This is a genomic window from Desertivibrio insolitus, from assembly GCF_017355965.1.
Classification (GTDB): Bacteria; Actinomycetota; Actinomycetes; order Actinomycetales; family Microbacteriaceae; genus JAFIQW01.
Genome location: NZ_JAFIQW010000004.1, coordinates 194,697 through 211,391, shown reverse-complemented (window position 1 = coordinate 211,391; position 16,695 = coordinate 194,697). Strand labels below are relative to the sequence as shown.

The 16,695-nt window shown below is 71.9% G+C and carries 12 protein-coding genes; 6 read left to right on the top strand and 6 right to left on the bottom strand.

Translation table 11 applies throughout. From position 1 onward, the window contains the following. Positions 1-23 precede the first annotated feature (23 nt). From JUB10_RS10530 to JUB10_RS10520, 3 genes are read right to left on the bottom strand one after another with little or no spacing between them, the layout of a single operon-like run. Entirely contained in the window at positions 24-1,769 is a 1,746-nt protein-coding gene (locus JUB10_RS10530; protein WP_207456531.1) for a carbohydrate-binding domain-containing protein, read from the bottom strand. 17 nt (positions 1,770-1,786) lie between these two features. Then, on the bottom strand, positions 1,787-2,554 hold the full coding sequence (locus tag JUB10_RS10525; protein WP_207456529.1) for a polyphosphate polymerase domain-containing protein: 768 nt from the start codon (positions 2,552-2,554) through the stop codon (positions 1,787-1,789). Further along, positions 2,551-3,135 carry a DUF4956 domain-containing protein gene (locus JUB10_RS10520; RefSeq protein WP_307859195.1) on the bottom strand — a complete coding sequence of 195 codons (585 nt, stop codon included), beginning with the start codon at positions 3,133-3,135 and terminating at the stop codon, positions 2,551-2,553. Before JUB10_RS10520 ends, JUB10_RS10525 begins: the two co-directional genes overlap by 4 nt. A gap of 202 nt (positions 3,136-3,337) precedes the next feature. On the opposite strand from JUB10_RS10520, the gene JUB10_RS10515 reads away from it, so the two are divergent. Both JUB10_RS10515 and JUB10_RS10510 read left to right on the top strand, forming a co-directional pair. Continuing rightward, positions 3,338-4,303, top strand: a complete 966-nt coding sequence (locus JUB10_RS10515) for a phosphodiester glycosidase family protein (RefSeq protein WP_207456528.1) — start codon at positions 3,338-3,340, stop codon at positions 4,301-4,303. Then, complete coding sequence (locus JUB10_RS10510; RefSeq protein WP_207456526.1) at positions 4,300-5,460, top strand: glycosyltransferase; 1,161 nt, start codon at positions 4,300-4,302, stop codon at positions 5,458-5,460. Before JUB10_RS10515 ends, JUB10_RS10510 begins: the two co-directional genes overlap by 4 nt. On the opposite strand, the gene JUB10_RS10505 is transcribed toward JUB10_RS10510, so the two are convergent. Genes JUB10_RS10505 through nirB form a run of 3 tightly spaced genes read right to left on the bottom strand, consistent with a single transcriptional unit; the run spans position 5,436 to position 10,214 of the window. Next, the gene (locus JUB10_RS10505) at positions 5,436-6,599 is read right to left on the bottom strand and encodes a uroporphyrinogen-III synthase (protein WP_207456524.1); all 1,164 of its coding nucleotides are present in this window, start codon (positions 6,597-6,599) and stop codon (positions 5,436-5,438) included. The genes JUB10_RS10510 and JUB10_RS10505 overlap by 25 nt on opposite strands. Before the next feature lie 20 nt (positions 6,600-6,619). Continuing rightward, positions 6,620-7,663, bottom strand: a complete 1,044-nt coding sequence (cobA, locus tag JUB10_RS10500; protein ID WP_207456522.1) for a uroporphyrinogen-III C-methyltransferase — start codon at positions 7,661-7,663, stop codon at positions 6,620-6,622. A gap of 1 nt (position 7,664) precedes the next feature. Further along, entirely contained in the window at positions 7,665-10,214 is a 2,550-nt protein-coding gene (gene nirB / locus JUB10_RS10495) for a nitrite reductase large subunit NirB (RefSeq protein WP_207456521.1), read from the bottom strand. A gap of 192 nt (positions 10,215-10,406) precedes the next feature. On the opposite strand from nirB, the gene nirD reads away from it, so the two are divergent. From nirD to JUB10_RS10475, 4 genes are all read left to right on the top strand, one after another. Beyond that, complete coding sequence (gene nirD, locus JUB10_RS15070) at positions 10,407-11,471, top strand: nitrite reductase small subunit NirD (RefSeq protein WP_307859194.1); 1,065 nt, start codon at positions 10,407-10,409, stop codon at positions 11,469-11,471. An 84-nt stretch (positions 11,472-11,555) separates the two neighbouring features. Further along, positions 11,556-12,971 (top strand): MFS transporter, encoded by a 1,416-nt coding sequence (locus tag JUB10_RS10485; protein WP_207456519.1) that lies wholly within the window; start codon positions 11,556-11,558, stop codon positions 12,969-12,971. Positions 12,972-12,993: 22 nt separating this feature from the next. After that, positions 12,994-15,078, top strand: coding sequence for a molybdopterin oxidoreductase family protein (locus JUB10_RS10480; protein WP_207456517.1), 2,085 nt, complete (start codon positions 12,994-12,996; stop codon positions 15,076-15,078). Continuing rightward, the gene (locus tag JUB10_RS10475; RefSeq protein ID WP_307859193.1) at positions 15,075-16,679 is read left to right on the top strand and encodes an FAD-dependent oxidoreductase; all 1,605 of its coding nucleotides are present in this window, start codon (positions 15,075-15,077) and stop codon (positions 16,677-16,679) included. The genes JUB10_RS10480 and JUB10_RS10475 overlap by 4 nt, the downstream gene beginning before the upstream one ends. The last annotated feature ends 16 nt before the right edge of the window (positions 16,680-16,695 follow it).

The following is a 16,695-nucleotide window of genomic DNA, read 5'->3' as shown; positions in this document are numbered from 1 at the left end:
TCTAGGTCGTTCCTATGAATGGGCTAAGGACGACCGCCGGGACCGCCGCCGGCGCCGGGTCCCATGCCGCCCGCCATCGCCTCGCCCTCGGTCGCGGTCGCGACGGTCGAACCGTCGACGACGACCTCGTAGCTGCCACCGTCGGTCAGTTCCTCGTCCGAGAACACGACCGAGGCGAAGTCCTTCTCCGCCTCGTACTCCGCGATGACGGTGCCGCCGGAGACGATCTGCACGGTGGAGCCCGCGCTGCCGGATGCCGCGACCGAGATCCAGCCCTGAGCGGACGAGGTCGACGGCGACACGACCATGCCGGCGCTGCCGACGGCGAGCACCGTGCCGCCGGAGACGTCGAGGGTGCCATTCACGTCGAGCGCGCCGTTCCCCGAGCTCTGGGGACCCCACACCGTCAGCGTGCCGCCGCTGATCGTCGCCGACCCGTTCGAGTCGAAACCGTCGCCCTCGGCGCGGATCGTCGTGTCGCCGCCGGTGATCGTCAGCGTCTCGCCGGTGTCACCCATCCCGCCGCCGCCCATGCCGCCGCCGGTCGACGTCGTGCCGGATGACGCGTTGATGCCGTCATCGGCTGAGGCGATGTCGATCGTTCCGGCCGCGATCGTGATCGCAGCGCTCTCGAGACCCTCCTCCGACTCGGTGATCGTCAGCTCGCCGCCGTCGATGTGCAGCGCGGTGTCGGCGTGCACGCCGTCGTCGGCCGAGGCGAGTGTGAGGGAGCCGCCGTTGACGTGCACGGCACCGTTGGAGTGGACGGTGTCGTCGGCGGCATCCGCCTCGATCGTGCCGCCCTCGACGACGACGTAGGTGAGCCCCTTGAGACCCTTCGCCGAGGCGTCGTCGGCCACGGTCGACCCGGCGGCGCCGCCGCTGGTGAGGGTCAGAGTGCCGCCGGTGATGACGAGGTCGGTGTAGGCAGAGAGGGCGTCGCCGCCGGATGTCACGTCGAACGTTCCGCCGGAGATGTCGACGTAACCGCGGGTGGCGTCCTCCTCGTTGTCGGAGGTGAGCCCGTCGCCGCCGGCGTCGATCGTGATCGTGCCGTCGGTGATCGTGAGGGAGTCCTTACCGCGCAGGCCGTCGTCGGTCGCGCTCACGACGATGGTGCCGCTGGTCACGACGAGGTCGTCCTCGCTCGTGATGCCGTCGTTGCCGTTGCCGTTCACGACCAGCTCGCCGGTGCCGCCGATCGTGAGGTCGGCCTCGCTGAACAGAGCGGCGTTCACGTCGGCGTCGTCGGCGTAGCTCGAGGCGTCCGACAGGGTGTTCGTCGTGCCGTCCTCGAGCTGCACGGCGACGTCGTCGGCGCTCGTCACCGCGATGGCGGCGCCGTCGGGGTTCTCGATCGTCGCGCCGTCGAGCACGAGGGCGACCACCGCGTCCTCCGGGGCGGCGACGACGATCGAGCCGGTGAAGGTGCCGCCGCTGATCCGGTAGGTGCCGGCCTCGGTGATCGTGACCGTCGAGCCGTCCACCGTGACGCCGGAACCGTCGACCGACGCGGTGTCGCCGTCGAGGGTGATCGTGGTCTCGGTGCCGGTGTTCCACTCGTCCTCGGTCACCGTCGTCGCGTCCTCGTTCTCGGCGAGCACCTGCTCGGCGGTGAGGGTGGCGTCGACGTCGGCGACGGTCGTGGCAGACGAATCGCTCGAGGAGCTGGTGGCGGTTCCGGATGCCGCGGTCACGGTGCATCCGGCGAGCAGTGAGCCGGTCAGGAAGAGCGGCACGGCGGGCAGGAGGAAGCGGTTCTTGCGCATGGGAGGTCCTGTCGGGGTCAGGCGGCGATCGCCGCGTCGGGTCGGAAGTGGCGGCGCAGCACGCGCGCCCACTTGTTGGAGGGCAGGTCGTCGCGGAGGGCGGCGAGACCGGTGCCGTACTTGCTGATGGTCGAGGGGCGGTGGGCGGCTGCCCAGAGCAGGCGGTCGACCTCGCCGGTGCGCTGCCCGGATTTGGTCTCGATGATCGTGAGCTCGGGCAGAGCGAGGGTCGTGCCGTCGGCGAGCTGCCACGAGAGGTCGGTGTCGACCGTCGCGCGGCTGCCGGTCGCGGGCAGCAGCAGGGTGGTGCGGCGGTAGCGGGTGGCGAGGGTGGGCACGAGCTCGAGCTGATCGGGGTGCTCGAAGCCGAGCCCGAGCAGCGACTCCTCGACGTAGGCGCGCCCCTCGCGGGTCAGCGTCTCGCGCTCGTCGAAGAGGTACTCGATGCGGTCCTTCACCGTCGCGCTGCGGGCGCCGCGCGTCTTCATCTCGAGGAACGAGTCCTCGGAGTCGACATAGCTGCGGGTGCGCAGCTTGAAACGGCGGCGGCGGCCGAGCGCGGCCATGCGGTAGCTGAGCAGGTCGGGCGTGTCGAAGTAGAAGGACTCGTACTCGAACGAGGTCGCGCCGTCGATGGTCAGCACGCGGGTGTCTTCCGGCAGGCGGGCGAGCACCTGCGCGGCATCCTTCGCCGGCAGCACGTACTTGCGGTCGACGCGCGTGAGCAGCGCGGCCTCGGCGACGAGTTCGTCGAGGGTGATGGGCTGCAGTCGTTCGAGGGTCATCGCGTCGTCTCCAGCACGCGGGCGTCGCGGCGCACGCCGGTGGCCGACTCGTGTCGAACGTCGACGACGGTCGTGTCGTTCACGAGGTCGACCTGCTGGACCGTGAGCGCGCGCACCGGCCCGCCCAGGAGGCTTTCGAGGTGCAGGGTGAGCGACTGCTCGTCGGTGAACGCGCGGTCCAACGTAATCGTCGTGTGTCGGTAGCGGGCCAGCAGGCGTGGGCTGTCGGTCACGAACAGCGCGACGACGATGAGGGCCATGAGCGCGAGCGGCAGCCACGAGAGCGCCGTGGTGAGCCCGGCGATGAGGCCGAGCGCGAGCGAGGCGAAGTAGTAGGCCACCTCGCGCTGCGAGATCTCGGACGAGCGCAGCCGGATGATCGACAGCACCCCGAACAGACCGAGACCGAGCCCCAGCCCGACCGACGATGAGGCGAGCACGACCGAGACGGCGAGCACCCCGACGTTGACGCCGACGAACGCGACGACGAGGTCGCGGCGACGGTGGCGGGAGAAGTAGAGGGCAAAGGCGAGCAGGCTGATCGCGACGAGGTCGGCGGCGATCATGACGGCGGTGATCACGGGATCTCCTTGGGGTCGGAACGGATGCCCCTAGTGAGCCGTCCGAGGCTTGGTCGTTCCTATGGCGCGTCCTGAGGGCGGCTGAGACCGGCCAGGGGCGGTCGGCCGACGGTGAGGGCACTTGGTTGCGACCAAGGGTTCGCTGGGGCGTGCCTCAGTCGCGGGCAACGTGCATCTCAGACGGCATCCGTACTCCTGAGGCATGACTTCGACACCCGACCCCCGCAGACGCCGACCACGCCGCCGCGCCATCGTCCTCTCGTCCGCCCTCGCGCTGACGCTCGCCGCCGGCGGAGCGTCGGCGTGGGCGCTCGACCGCTTCGTCATCCAGCACGTGGCGATCACCGACGTCGAGGCCTACGAGGCCGAGAACGCGACGGTCGAGGCGACGAGCACGACCTCGGGCACCGTCGAGGGATCGAGCTACGAGTCGGATGACGCGCTAATCGACATCTCGACTGTGACGACCGGCGGGGGCGACGACACCGTCACCTACTACGTCGCCGACGTGATGCTGAGCGATGCCACGGTGCTGCAGTCGGCGTTCGCCGACAACAGCTTCGGCACCAACATCACCGAGACCACCTCGACGATCGCGGAGGCGAACGAGGCGATCTTCGCGATCAACGGCGACTACTACGGCTTCCGCGACACCGGCATCGTCATCCGCAACGGCGTGATCTACCGCGACGAGGGCGCCCGCCAGGGGCTGGCGTTCTACCTCGACGGCACCGTCGAGGTGTACGACGAGACGACGACGACGGCCGAGCAGCTGCTCGCCGACGGCGTCTGGAACACCCTGTCGTTCGGGCCCGCACTCGTCGAGGACGGCGAGATCGTCGACGGCATCGACGACGTAGAGGTCGACACGAACTTCGGCAATCACTCCATTCAGGGCGACCAGCCCCGCACAGCCATCGGCGTCATCGGCGAGAACCACCTCGTCTTCGTCGTCGTCGACGGGCGCAGCCCCGGCTACAGCGCCGGCGTCGACATGACCGAACTCGCTCAGATCATGCAGGACCTCGGCGCGACCACCGCGTACAACATCGACGGTGGCGGCTCGTCGACGATGTACTTCAACGGGGCGCTCGTCAACGATCCGCTCGGCAAGGGCGAGGAGCGCGGCACCTCCGACATCCTCTACATCGCGGGCAGCGCCTCGTGATCGTGCTGATCCCCGCCTACGAGCCCGACGAGCGCCTGCTCGACCTCGTCGACGCCCTGCACGGCTTTCGGGTCGTGGTCGTCGACGACGGCAGCGGATCGCGCTACGCCCGGCTCTTCGCCGACGTCGAGGCGCGCGGCGCCGAGGTCGTGCGTCACCTGCGCAACGCCGGCAAGGGGCGCGCTCTCAAGACCGGACTCGCGCACATCGCGGCGCGGTACCCGGGGACATCCGTCGTCACCGCCGACAGTGACGGCCAACATCGCCCCGACGACATCGACCGAGTCGCCAGAGCCACGAAACAAGGCGACGCGCTCGTGCTCGGCGGCCGGCGGTTCACCGGCCGGGTGCCGCTGAGAAGCCGCGCCGGCAACGCGGTCTCCCGCCGACTGTTCTCATCCGTCAGCGGCGTGCGAGTGCACGACACTCAGACCGGACTACGTGGCATCCCGGCCGCGATGATCCCGTGGCTGCTCACCGTGCCCGGCGAACGCTTCGAGTGGGAGCTCACCGTGCTGCTGCGCGCTGCCGCGGCCGGTCACGGGCTCAGAGAGATCGAGATCACCACCGTGTACATCGATGGCAACGCGTCGTCGCATTTCCGCCCCGTCCACGACTCGATCGCCGTGATGCGGCCGATGTTGCGCTATGTCGTCGTGTCACTCGGCTCGTTCGCGCTCGACTGGGTGGCACTGACGGTGCTGTTCAGCCTCAGCGAGTCACTGCTGCTGTCGGTCGTTCTCGCCCGCGTACTCAGCGCGAGCGCGAACTTCGCCCTCAACCGCACCATCGTTTTCGAGGCGCGACGGTCGGGATCTCTGCCGGCTCAACTCGGCAAGTACGTCGCCCTCGCCGTCGCGCTGCTCGCACTCAACTATGCAGGACTCGCCGCCCTCACCGGGCTCGGCGTCGCGCTCACAGTCGCGAAGCCCCTGACCGACACCGTGCTCTACCTCGGCGCGTTCGTGGCGCAGCGCTACCTCGTGTTCGCGCGGGATGGGCGGTTGACCGCGCCCACGGCTCGGGCCAGGTCCACTAGGAGCAGGGACATCCGGGCCTCGAGTCAGGACTCGATGGGGCCGGCAGCGCGGCGCCCCCGACCGGAGCCTGGTCGATGCCGGCAGCGCGGCGCTCACTCCTTGACCGGGATGCGATAGCCCCGCTTGATGACGGTCGACACGAGACGGCCGTTCGGTAGAGCCTGCCGCAGCCGGCTGACTGCGACGTCGACGGCGTGGTCGTCGAGTGTTCCCGGCACCGACCGGGCCAGGGCGTCGCGGGAAACGGTGTGCCCGCCGGCCTCCACGAGCGCGCGGAAGAGGGCGAGGGGCACAGGATTGAGCGAGACCCTGCGGTCACCGAGCACCACGGTCCTCCCCCTCAACTCGACAGTGCCGAACTCCGTCTCGAGCCGGTGCACCGAGGCCTGCTCGAGGTGTTCGCACAGCAGGCGGATCAGGGCGCCCATCCGGAAGCGGTCGGGCACGATCGGCAGGATCTGCGCCTCGACGAGCGGCGCCGCTGTCACGGGTCCGACTGCTGCGGCGACGACGTTCTCGCGGAACGCACCCTGCAGTGCGTCGAGCCTGCCCACCTCGGCCGCGGTCGCGAAGAGCGCCTCGACGGCCGGGGCGCTCGTGAACGTGACGGCGTCGAGGGAGCCGCAGCACACGGCGTCGATGAGGCGGATGACTCGGGCTGAGTCCTCGTGCTTGGTCCAGCGGTACGGGGCGACCGGCAGCACCCTCGCTCCGGCCGACTCCAGCCGGTGCAGCTGTTCGGGGTCGGTGAAGCCGTGCAGCTGCACGGCGACGGACTGTCCCCGGACGTCCGTCTTGAGGACGAGGTCGACGAGGGACGTGGTCGTCTCGCGTTCGCTCATCCCGTGATCGTCGAGCCCCGCTGCACGGACCGCGCCGCGGGCCTTGGGACCACGGACGAGGATCCGCGCCTCGGCGAGGACGTCCATGAGGTCGTCGCCGAGCCCCGCGGCATCCGCCGCCTCGAGCCAGCGCCGCATGCCGTACGACGTCGTGGCGAGGAGTACGTCGGGTCGCGCATCGATGACCGCGCGCGTCTCGTCGACGAGCACCGTGTCGTCGCTCACGCCCGTCATGCGGATGGTCGGGGCGTGCGTGACCTCGGCGCCGCGGCGCTCGAAGGCGCTGATGAGGTCCTCGGAACGGCGGTCGCTCGTCACACCGATGCGGAAGCCCTCCAGCTGATCCGGCCGGAATCCGGGCGCGCTCTGCTCTGCGGCATCCGTGGCGCTCGGCGTCCCTCCGGTGACGGGCATCGAAGCAACTCCCTCCGTTCTCAGCTCGCGAAGGCGGCGACGGCTCGGGCGGCCTCAGTATCCCATGCCGTCTCCCCTCCGGGGCGCTGTCTCACGACCTCGCCGATCACGATCACGGCGGGCGACCGCGGCTGGACCCGGCCGAGTTCCGCGAGTACTCCGCCGAGATCGGTCACCGTCGTGCGCTGGCTCTCGCTGAAGCCGCGCTCGACGATCGCGAGCGGGACCTCGGCTCCCATGCCGTTGCGACGTAGTCCGGCGACCAGGTGCGGCAGCGTGTTGACGCCCATGAGCACGACGAGCGTGCCGCCGATCCCGGCAAGGTGGGTGAGCTCGTTCTCGCTGAATGGCGCGTGTCCGGAGACGACCGTGAAGGAGCGGCTGATCTCGCGGTGCGTCACGGGGATGCCGACGGACCCGGGAACGGAGATCGCACTGGTCACGCCAGGCACCACGCTCACCGGCACCCCCGCGGCCCGGCATGCGGCCACCTCTTCTCCGCCGCGGCCGAACACGAACGGATCGCCGCCCTTCAGCCGCACCACCCGCAGCCCGCGCAGCGCGTGATGGACCATGAGTGCCTCGATCTCGTGCTGGGGCACTGCGTGATGGCCGGGGGTCTTGCCCACATCGATGAGCTCGGCTCCGGGCGCCCACCGCTCGAGGTCCTCGCGGGGCGCCAGGCGGTCGAACAGCACGACGTCGGCGTCGGCGAGGGCACGCCGGCCGGCGACGGTCATCAGATCGGGGTCGCCCGGCCCGCCGCCGACGAGGGTGACGTGTCCGCGCGGGACCGGCGTGACAGGCGACTCCGCCGTGAACCAGATGCCGAGACGCCGGCACTCCTGCTCGAGCCGCGCCCGGATGCCGGTGTCGCCCTCGACCCACACGACGAGGTCCGCGGCCGGGCGGCGGAAGCGGCCGGTGAGGGGTGGGAGCGAGTGGGCGGGGACGAGGCGCACGTCCGCGCCCTCGACGGCGCAGCGCGCGACGACGCGACGAGCGCTCACCGCGGTGCCGATGACCAGCACGCGTCGCCCTGTCAGGGGGATGGAGAGGTCCATGTCACGCTCCTCGGACGGGGATGGTGGGGCCGGCGAGAAGCACGCGCTCCTCGGCCGTGGCGGGGCGTCCCTGGTCGCGCTCGCGCACCCGCCGGAGCGACGGGTCCGGCGTCTGCGGCGCGTTCACGTAGGAGCGGAAGCGCTTCAGCCGCTCCGGGTCGGCGAGCGTGGCCGCCCACTCGTCGCGGTACGTTCCGACGTGGCGCTCCATCGCCGCCTCCAGTTCGGCGGCGATCCCGAGGGAGTCCTCGACGACGACGTCGCGCACGTGGTCGAGGCCGCCGGGCAGCTCCTCCTGCCAGCGCGCCGTCCGCTGCAGCCGATCGGCGGTGCGGATGTAGTACATGACGTACCGATCGATGAAGCGTACGAGCGTCTCGTCGTCGAGGTCGCCGGCCAGCAGCTGGGCGTGCGCGGGCTGGTAGCCGCCGTTGCCGCCGACGTAGAGGTTCCAGCCGAGCTCGGTCGCGATCACGCCGATGTCCTTACCGCGGGCCTCGGCGCACTCCCGGGCGCAGCCCGAGACGCCGAGCTTGAACTTGTGCGGGGAGCGGAGGCCTCGGTACCGCTCCTCGAGGAACACCGCCATGCCGACGGAGTCCTGCACCCCGTAGCGGCACCAGGTCGATCCGACGCACGATTTCACGGTGCGGAGGGACTTGCCGTACGCCTGGCCCGACTCGAAGCCCGCGTCGACCAGCTCCCGCCAGATGTCCGGCAGCTGCTCGAGGCGCGCCCCGAACATGTCGATGCGCTGGCCTCCGGTGATCTTCGTGTAGAGGTCGTAGCGTTCGGCGACCTCGGCGATGACCTTGAGCTTCGCCGGGGTGATCTCGCCGCCGGGGATGCGCGGTACCACCGAGTAGGTGCCGTCCTTCTGCATGTTCGCGAGCGCCCGGTCGTTGGTGTCCTGGAGCACGCCCTGGCCGTCGTCGAGGATGTAGCCGTTGGTCTGACTGGCGAGGATCGAGGCGACGACCGGCTTGCAGATGTCGCAGCCGAGGCCGGTGCCGAAGCGGGACATGATCGCCTCGGCGCTGGTCAGCCCGAGGATGCGGACCGACTCGAACAGCTCGGCACGGCTGAGCGCGAAGTGCTCGCACAGCGCCTTCGACACCTCGACGCCCGACTTCGTCAGCTCGGTCTCGAGCAGCTTCTTGACGAGAGGCACGCACGAGCCGCACTGGGTGCCGGCCCGGGTGCACGCCTTGAGCTCGCCGAGGTCGTGGCATCCGTCATGGACGGCGTCGCGGACCGCGCCGACCGAGACGTTGTTGCAGGAGCAGAGCTGCGCGTCGTCGGGCAGTTCGCCCCCGGCCGTCGGCTCCATGCCGGCAGGCGCGAGGTAGGCGGCGGGCTCGGCGTCGAGCTCGCGCCCGAGCAGCGGCCGCACGGCGGTGTAGGGACCGGCGTCGCCGACGAACATGCCGCCGAGCAGTGTCTTGGCGTCGTCGCTCACGACGAGCTTCTGGTAGACGCCGCGCGCCGGGTCGGCGTAGACCACCTCGAGGGCGCCCGTACCCCGGGCGAGCGCGTCGCCGAAGCTCGCGACGTCGACGCCCGAGAGCTTGAGCTTGGTGGCGTCGTCGATGCCGGGGAGAGCGGCGCGCCCGCCGTGGATGCGGTCGGCGACGACCTCCGCCATCGCGTTGGCCGGAGCGACGAGTCCGATGCAGACGCCCTCGATGCTCGCGACCTCCCCGATCGCCCACACGTGGGGTGCGCTCGTGGCGCAGGCCTCGTCGACGACGACGCCTCCCCGCGCGCCGACCTCGATGCCCGCGGCCCGGGCGAGTTCGTCGCGCGCGGTGATGCCGATCGAGAAGACGACGATGTCGGCGTGCACGCTCGAGCCGTCGTTGAGGGCCGCGCCGAGCACCGTACCGCCCTCGGAGAGCAGGATGCCGCTCGGCCTGGTGCCGAGGTGCAGGGCGATGCCCTGGGAGCGGATGATCCGGCCGAGGGTCTGCCCGGCGCCCTCGTCGAGCTGGCTCGACATCAGCCACCGGCCCGAGTGCACGATCGACACGTTGGCACCCAGCCGCGCGGCGCCGCCCGCGGCCTCGAGCCCGAGCAGACCTCCGCCCACGACGACCACGTTGGCGGGCCGGCGACGCCGCACGCCGAGGTCCGCGATCTCCGCGACGAGGGCGTCGACGTCCTCGAGGGTGCGGTAGACGCGGCCGGCGCCCGCGTTCTCGATCGGCGGGACGGACGCGCTCGATCCCGTGGCGAGGACGAGTTCGTCGTAGGAGAGCACGCCCTGCGCGGTGGTGACCGTCCGGGCATCCGGATCGATCGCGAGCGCGGGCTCACCGGTGCGGAGCGTGACCGCCGCGTGCTCCCAGACATCGGTGGGAAGGGTGAGGTCGACCTGCCCCTCGAGCCGGCGGCTGAGTGCGACGCGGTCGTACGGGCGGTGCACCTCCTCCGCCAGCACGGTGACGGCGAGGCCGTCGTCATCCGGCGCGAGCCGTGACACGAGGGACTCGGTCAGGCGGTGCGCGGCGGGTCCGCCGCCGATGACGACGACGTGACGGGCCTGAGACATATGGGTCCTCCGGGGCGACGCGGTTCTCGGACGTGTTCGACGGTACGGACCGGGCGTTCCAGCCCTATTGCGCCCAGGTAACGCTCTGTAACGCGCATCTCACGTCGGCGCGGCGGACGAGTGAGGCAGACGTTACGGGGGCGTCACGGGAGGCGTGCCCTACGGAAACATGCCCTTCCTAGCCTCGACCCCGTGACGATCACCGAGACACGAGAGCCGGCCGGCGCGCAGCGGACGGCGACGATCTGGACCGCGGTCTGCCGTCGCGACGAGCTCGAGCCCCTGTGGGGGGAGGCCGCGCTCGTCGGCGCGAGCCAGATCGCCCTGTTCCTCCTGCCCGACGGCCGCCTGTTCGCCGTCTCCAACCTCGACCCCGCCACGGGCGCCGCCGTCATCTCCCGCGGCATCGTCGGCTCGAAGGGCGACCGCCCGACCATCGCCTCGCCGCTGCATAAGGACGTCTACGACCTCGAGTCGGGTCACTGCTACACGAAGCCCGACGCGCTCCGCCTGCCGACCTGGCGGGTGCGCGAGCGCGACGGCGTGATCGAGGTCGCGCCGAGGAGCGCCCTCGTCGCGGCCTCGCACGGCACCTCGGATGCCGCGGGCGCGGCCGCCGTCGCACATCTGCTCGAGGCGGTGCGCGCCGCACGGCCCGAGCTCACGGTGCTCGACGCGTTCGTCGACGTGCAGCAGCCGGACGTGCCGTCGGTGCTCGACTCCCTCGACGCTGAGGCGGACGCGGTCGTCGTGCCGCTGCTGCTCTCGGCCGGCTACCACGTGCACGTCGACCTCGCCGAGGCGGCCGCGGAGGCGGAGACGACGACCGACGTCACCGCCGCTCTGGGGCCGGACCCGCGGCTCGCGACGGTGCTCGCACGCCGCCTGCGCGAGGCGGGACTGCGGAACGAGGACCACGTCGTGCTCGCCGCCGCGGGCTCGAGCGACCGCCGCGCCGTCGACGACTGCCACACCGCCGGGGCCCTGCTCGCCGCCGAGCTCGGCAGGCCGGTCACCGTCTCGTTCATCTCGGCCGCCCGTCCGCGCGTGGCCGAGGCGGTGACGAGCACGCGCGCAGCGAACCCCGGCGGGCGCGTCGTCGTCGCGTCCTACCTGCTCGCGCCCGGGTACTTCGCCGGGCTCGCGGCTAACGCCGGGGCGGATGTCACGAGCGAGCCGCTCCTCACGGCCACCTCCGTCCCGCCGCGCGAGCTCGTCGAGATCGTCGCCGAGCTGTACGACCGCGCCCTCGTCTGACCCCCCTTCTCCACGCGCAGCGTCGCGCGCGGGCACCACGTACCGCCCATCGCACCCCGCACCGCCGACCCTTTGGAGAGAGTGATGACCGCCGAACTCACCCGCACCGCCCCGGCACCGACGTCGACGATCCCGCCCGCGGAGGCGCCCGCGCTGAGCCGCAGGCCCGGCCGATGGCTCGACGGCTGGGAGCCCGAGAACACCGCGCAGTGGGAGTCCGTCGGCCGCGGGATCGCCGCCCGGAACCTGCGCTGGTCGATCTTCGCCGAGTTCCTCGGGTTCGTCGTCTGGCAGCTCTGGTCGATCGTGGTCGTGCAGTTGCCCGCCGCGGGCTTCACGTTCGACACCGCGCAGATCTTCTGGCTCATCTCGATGCCGAGCCTCGTCGGCGCGACCCTCCGCTTCCCCTACACGTTCATGGTCGCCCGCTTCGGCGGCCGCAACTGGACGATCGTGTCGGCGCTGCTGCTGCTCCTGCCGGCGACCGGGCTCGCGCTCTGCGTCGGCAACCCCGAGACGCCCTTCGCCGTCATGCTGGCCGTCGCGGCGCTCGCCGGGGTGGGCGGCGGCAACTTCGCGTCGTCGATGGCGAACATCACCTACTTCTACCCGCAGCGGGAGAAGGGCTGGGCACTCGGCCTGAACGCCGCGGGCGGCAACCTCGGTGCCGCCGTCGCCCAGCTGCTCGTGCCCATCGCGATCACGATCGGCGCGGCGGGCGCCGTGAATCTGCCCCTCGCCGGGCTCATCTGGGGGCCGCTCATCCTCGTCGCCGCCATCGGCGCCGCGCTGCGGATGGACAACCTCTCCGCCGCCCGGAGCGACTTCGCCGCCTCCCTCGCCGCAGCCAAGGAGCCGCACCTTTGGGTGCTCGCGTTCCTCTACATCGGCACTTTCGGCTCGTTCATCGGCTTCGCGGGCGTGTTCCCGAAGCTCATCGCCGACCTCTTCCCCCAGTTCTCCACGTTCGCGGTGGGCGGCGCCACCCTGACGCTCGCGTTCCTCGGCGCCCTCGTCGGGTCGCTCGCCCGCCCCTACGGCGGCAGGCTCGCCGACCGCTTCGGCGGGGCCGCCATGACGATGACCTCGTTCGCGGCCATGGGGATCATGACGGTCGCGGTCATCCTGACCCTGCCACTGGCGAACTTCTGGCTCTTCCTCGTGCTGTTCCTCGCGCTCTTCGCGGCGAGTGGCGTCGGCAACGGCGCGACCTACCGCATGATCCCCACCGTCTTCGCCTGGCGCTCGGGCGTCGCCGACGCTCACCGCACCGCCGGCGACATCAGCTCCCAGCGGCGGGCGGCGGCGGCCCTCGGCATCATCTCCGCGGTCGGCGCGTACGGCGGCTTCGTCATCCCCCAGGTGCTCGGCTTGTCGAAGACGTCCACCGGCGGCTACGAGGCCGGGCTCGCCGGCTTCGTCGTCGCCTACGTCCTGATGCTCACGATCACCGGACTCGTCTACCTGCGGGGCGGTCGCCGCGCCGGCATCCGGATCTGACCGAGCGACGAGGTGACGACGGATGACCCGGTCGAGCCACTGCCCCTACTGCGCGCTGCAGTGCGCCATGTCGCTGACCCCCGCCGGGGCCCGCATCGAGGTGGCCGGCCGGGACTTCCCGACCAACCGCGGCGGCCTGTGCAAGAAGGGCTGGACCTCGGCCGAGGTACTCGACACGACCGATCGCGTGACGAGGCCGCTGCGTCGCGTCGACGGCGGGTTCGAGGAGGTCTCCTGGGCCGAGGCGCTCGACGACATCGCGCGGCGGCTCCGGGACATCCGCTCGTCGCATGGTGCCGACGCGGTCGGCGTCTTCGGCGGCGGCGGTCTGACCAACGAGAAGGCCTACCAGCTGGGCAAGTTCGCGCGCATCGCGCTCGGCACGAGCCGCATCGACTACAACGGCCGGTTCTGCATGTCGTCCGCAGCCGCCGCCGGCAACCGGGCGTTCGGCGTCGACCGGGGACTGCCGTTCCCCGTCGAGGACCTCGACGATGCCCGCACGATCCTCCTGCTCGGCTCCAACGTCGCGGCGACGATGCCTCCGTTCATCGGTCACCTCGCCGGCGCCCGGGCCGCGGGCGGACTCGTCGTGGTCGACCCGCGCCGCTCGGAGACGGCGCGGCTGACGGAGGACGGCGGAGGAATCCACGTGCAGCCCGCCCCTGGCACCGATCTCGTCGTGCTCCTCGGGCTCACGCACGTCGTGCTCGCCGAGGGCCTCGCCGACTCCGCCTACCTCGCTGAGCGGACCGTCGGGCTCGACGAGCTCCGCCGCGAGGTGAACCGCTGGTGGCCGGAGCGGGTGCAGGAAGTCACGGGCGTGCCGGCGGCGCAACTGCGTCAGGTCGCACGCCGTCTCGCCGAGGGGCGCGCCTTCATCCTCACCGGCCGCGGCGTCGAACAGCACGTCGACGGCACCGACACCGCGACCGCCGCGATCAACCTCGCCCTCGTGCTCGGCCTGCCGGGGCGGGTCGAGGGCGGCCGCGCCGTCTCCGGTTACGGCACCCTCACCGGTCAGGGCAACGGCCAGGGCGGCCGCGAGCACGGCCAGAAGGCCGACCAGCTGCCGGGCTATCGCAAGATCACGGACCCGGCGGCGCGCGAGCACGTGGCATCCGTCTGGGGCGTCCCGCCCGAGTCGATTCCGGGGCCGGGGGTGCCCGCGGTGGAACTGCTCGGCATGCTCGGCCGCGAGGTCAAGGCCCTGCTCGTGCACGGCTCGAACGTCGTCGTGAGCGCGCCGGATGCCGCGGCCGTCACCCGGGCGCTCGACGAGCTCGACCTCCTCGTGGTGTGCGACTTCGTCCCGTCCGAGACCGCCCTGCTCGCGGACTACATCCTGCCCGTGACGCAGTGGGCCGAGGAGGAGGGGACGATGACGTCCCTGGAAGGGCGCGTGCTGCGCCGCCGCCGTGCGATCGACCCGCCCGCCGAGGCCCGCAGCGAGCTGTGGGTGATGCGCGAGCTCGCGCGGCGCCTCGACGCTCCCGGCACCTGGAGCACCGACGCGGCCGAGGTCTTCGACGAGCTCGCGCGGGCCTCGGCCGGCGGGATCGCGGACTACTCAGGGCTCAGCCACGCGCGGCTCGACGAGGGCGTCGCCGCCTTCTGGCCCTACCCTGCCGGCTCGGCCGGCACGCCCCGGCTCTTCGAGGACCGGTTCGCGCATCCCGACGGGCTGGCGCGCCTCGTGGCGGTCATCCCTCGGTTGCGCGAGCCGGGAGCGCAGCGGGGCGGCGAGCTCACCCTCGTGACCGGTCGCCTCCTCGAGCACTACCAGTCCGGCGCCCAGACCCGTCGGGTGCCGGAACTCGTGACTGCCCGCCCAGAGGCGGCCCTGCAGATCCATCCCGCGACCGCGTCGCGCCTCGGCATCGCCTCCGGCGATCTCGTCGAGATCACATCGCCGCGAGGCGTGACACGGGCGAGGGCGGAGGTCACGAGCGGCATCCGGCACGACACCGTCTTCCTGCCCTTCCACTTCCCCGGTGCCGAGCGCGCGAACACCCTCACCGAGGCCGCCGTCGACCCCGTCTCCGCCATGCCCGAGTTCAAGCGCACGCTCGTGAGCGTCGCGCGCGTCGAGGAGGTCCCTGCGTGATCCGCGTCGTCGTCATCGGTTACGGTCCCGTCGCGGCACGGTTCGTCGAGGGGATGCTCGACTCCGTGCGCGCGGGGGAAGTCGCCCTCGCCGTGCTCGGGGCCGAGCAGGCGGATGTCTACAACCGCGTGCTCGTGGCGGAGTACGCGGTCGGGCGAGCCGATCGGGACACCCTCGACATCGGCGACACGGCCGCAGCCCGGGCCGCGGGAGTCGACGTCCGCCTCGGCGAGGCGGCCACCGGCATCGATCGTGAGCGGCGTCGCGTGCGCACCTCGACGGGATCGCACCTGCCGTACGACCGCCTCGTGCTCGCCACGGGAGCGCGCGCCAACGTGCCCACGCTCGCCGGACTCGAGCGCTCCCGCCGTCATCGCCTCGCCCGGCCCCACGACCCCGCCGACCTCGACCGCGGTGCACGGCCGCTCCCCCGCGGCGTCGTCACACTGCGCGATCTCACCGACGCCGAGCTCGTCGCCGACGCGGTGCGGGACCGGCGCCGCATCGTCGTGCTCGGCGCCGGTGTGCTCGGCATGGAGTTCGCGCTCGCGGCGGCCGAACGCGGCGCCCGGGTCGTCGTGGTGCACCACGGGCCCTCCCCCATGGCACGCAACCTCGACGTCGCCGGCGGACGCACTCTCGCGCTGGCCGCGTCGGCCGCGGGCGTGGAGATGGTCGCGCACTCTCGCGCCGAGGGCATCCTCACCCGCACCGACGACGCCGGGCGCGCGCATTTCGATGCGCTGCTGTGCGCGGACGGCAAGCAGGTGCACGGCGACCTGCTCCTGCTCTCGGCGGGTGCGGCGCCACGCGTCGAACTCGCCGCGGACGCCGGGCTCGTCGTGTCCACCGGGGTCGTGGTCGACGAGCACCTCCGCAGCTGGACCGACCCGCACGTCTTCGCGATCGGCGACTGCGCGCAGGTCGCCACGCCGGGCTCCGCGGCGCCGGACGGGCGCGTGCCCGGCGCATCCGCTGGGCTGATCGGTCCGGGCTGGCGGCAGGCGGACGCCCTCGTCGAGTTGCTCCGCGCCGAGGCGGCCGGCCGCTCGGCCACCCTCGCGCCGCCCGCCGAGCGGCCCACGGTCGTCATGCTCAAGGCGGAGGGCGTCGACGTGTGCGCGGGTGGCGTCGTCGACGCCGACCCGTGGGACGCCGACCCGCAGGGCCATTCGTGTGGGCGCGCCTGGCAGGTGACCGTGTGGGCCGACCCCGCCCGCGGCGGTTACGTCAAACTCGTCACCCGCGGCGGTGTGCTCGAGGGTTTCGTCTGCGTGGGCATGCCGCGCACCGCCGCCGAGCTGACGCTGCTGTTCGAGCGAGGCAGCGAGCTGCCCGCCGACCGGACCGCCCTGCTGAGACTGGATTCGACCGACGCTCTCGTCGCCCCGGCATCCGATCCCTTCGCACCCGACGCCACCGTGTGCTGGTGCAACGGCGTCACCGCGGGACGCATCACCGAGGCGATCGACGCCGGAGACGACACGGTCGCCTGCGTCGGGCGCTCGACCCGAGCCGGCACCGGCTGCGGCGGCTGCAAGGGCCGCATCGCCGAACTGCTCGCGCGGGCGGGCAAGGGAGAGACGGTTTCAGCGGGCTGAGCCCTGGTTCAGTCCG

Bases quoted from the DNA above. Each gene is read 5' to 3' on its own strand.
- JUB10_RS10505 (WP_207456524.1), bottom strand. From the start codon at position 6,599: ATGCCCGTCACCGGAGGGACGCCGAGCGCCACGGATGCCGCAGAGCAG.
- cobA (WP_207456522.1), bottom strand. From the start codon at position 7,663: ATGGACCTCTCCATCCCCCTGACAGGGCGACGCGTGCTGGTCATCGGC.
- JUB10_RS10515 (WP_207456528.1), top strand. From the start codon at position 3,338: ATGACTTCGACACCCGACCCCCGCAGACGCCGACCACGCCGCCGCGCC.
- JUB10_RS10530 (WP_207456531.1), bottom strand. From the start codon at position 1,769: ATGCGCAAGAACCGCTTCCTCCTGCCCGCCGTGCCGCTCTTCCTGACC.
- JUB10_RS10485 (WP_207456519.1), top strand. From the start codon at position 11,556: ATGACCGCCGAACTCACCCGCACCGCCCCGGCACCGACGTCGACGATC.
- JUB10_RS10480 (WP_207456517.1), top strand. From the start codon at position 12,994: ATGACCCGGTCGAGCCACTGCCCCTACTGCGCGCTGCAGTGCGCCATG.
- nirB (WP_207456521.1), bottom strand. From the start codon at position 10,214: ATGTCTCAGGCCCGTCACGTCGTCGTCATCGGCGGCGGACCCGCCGCG.
- JUB10_RS10525 (WP_207456529.1), bottom strand. From the start codon at position 2,554: ATGACCCTCGAACGACTGCAGCCCATCACCCTCGACGAACTCGTCGCC.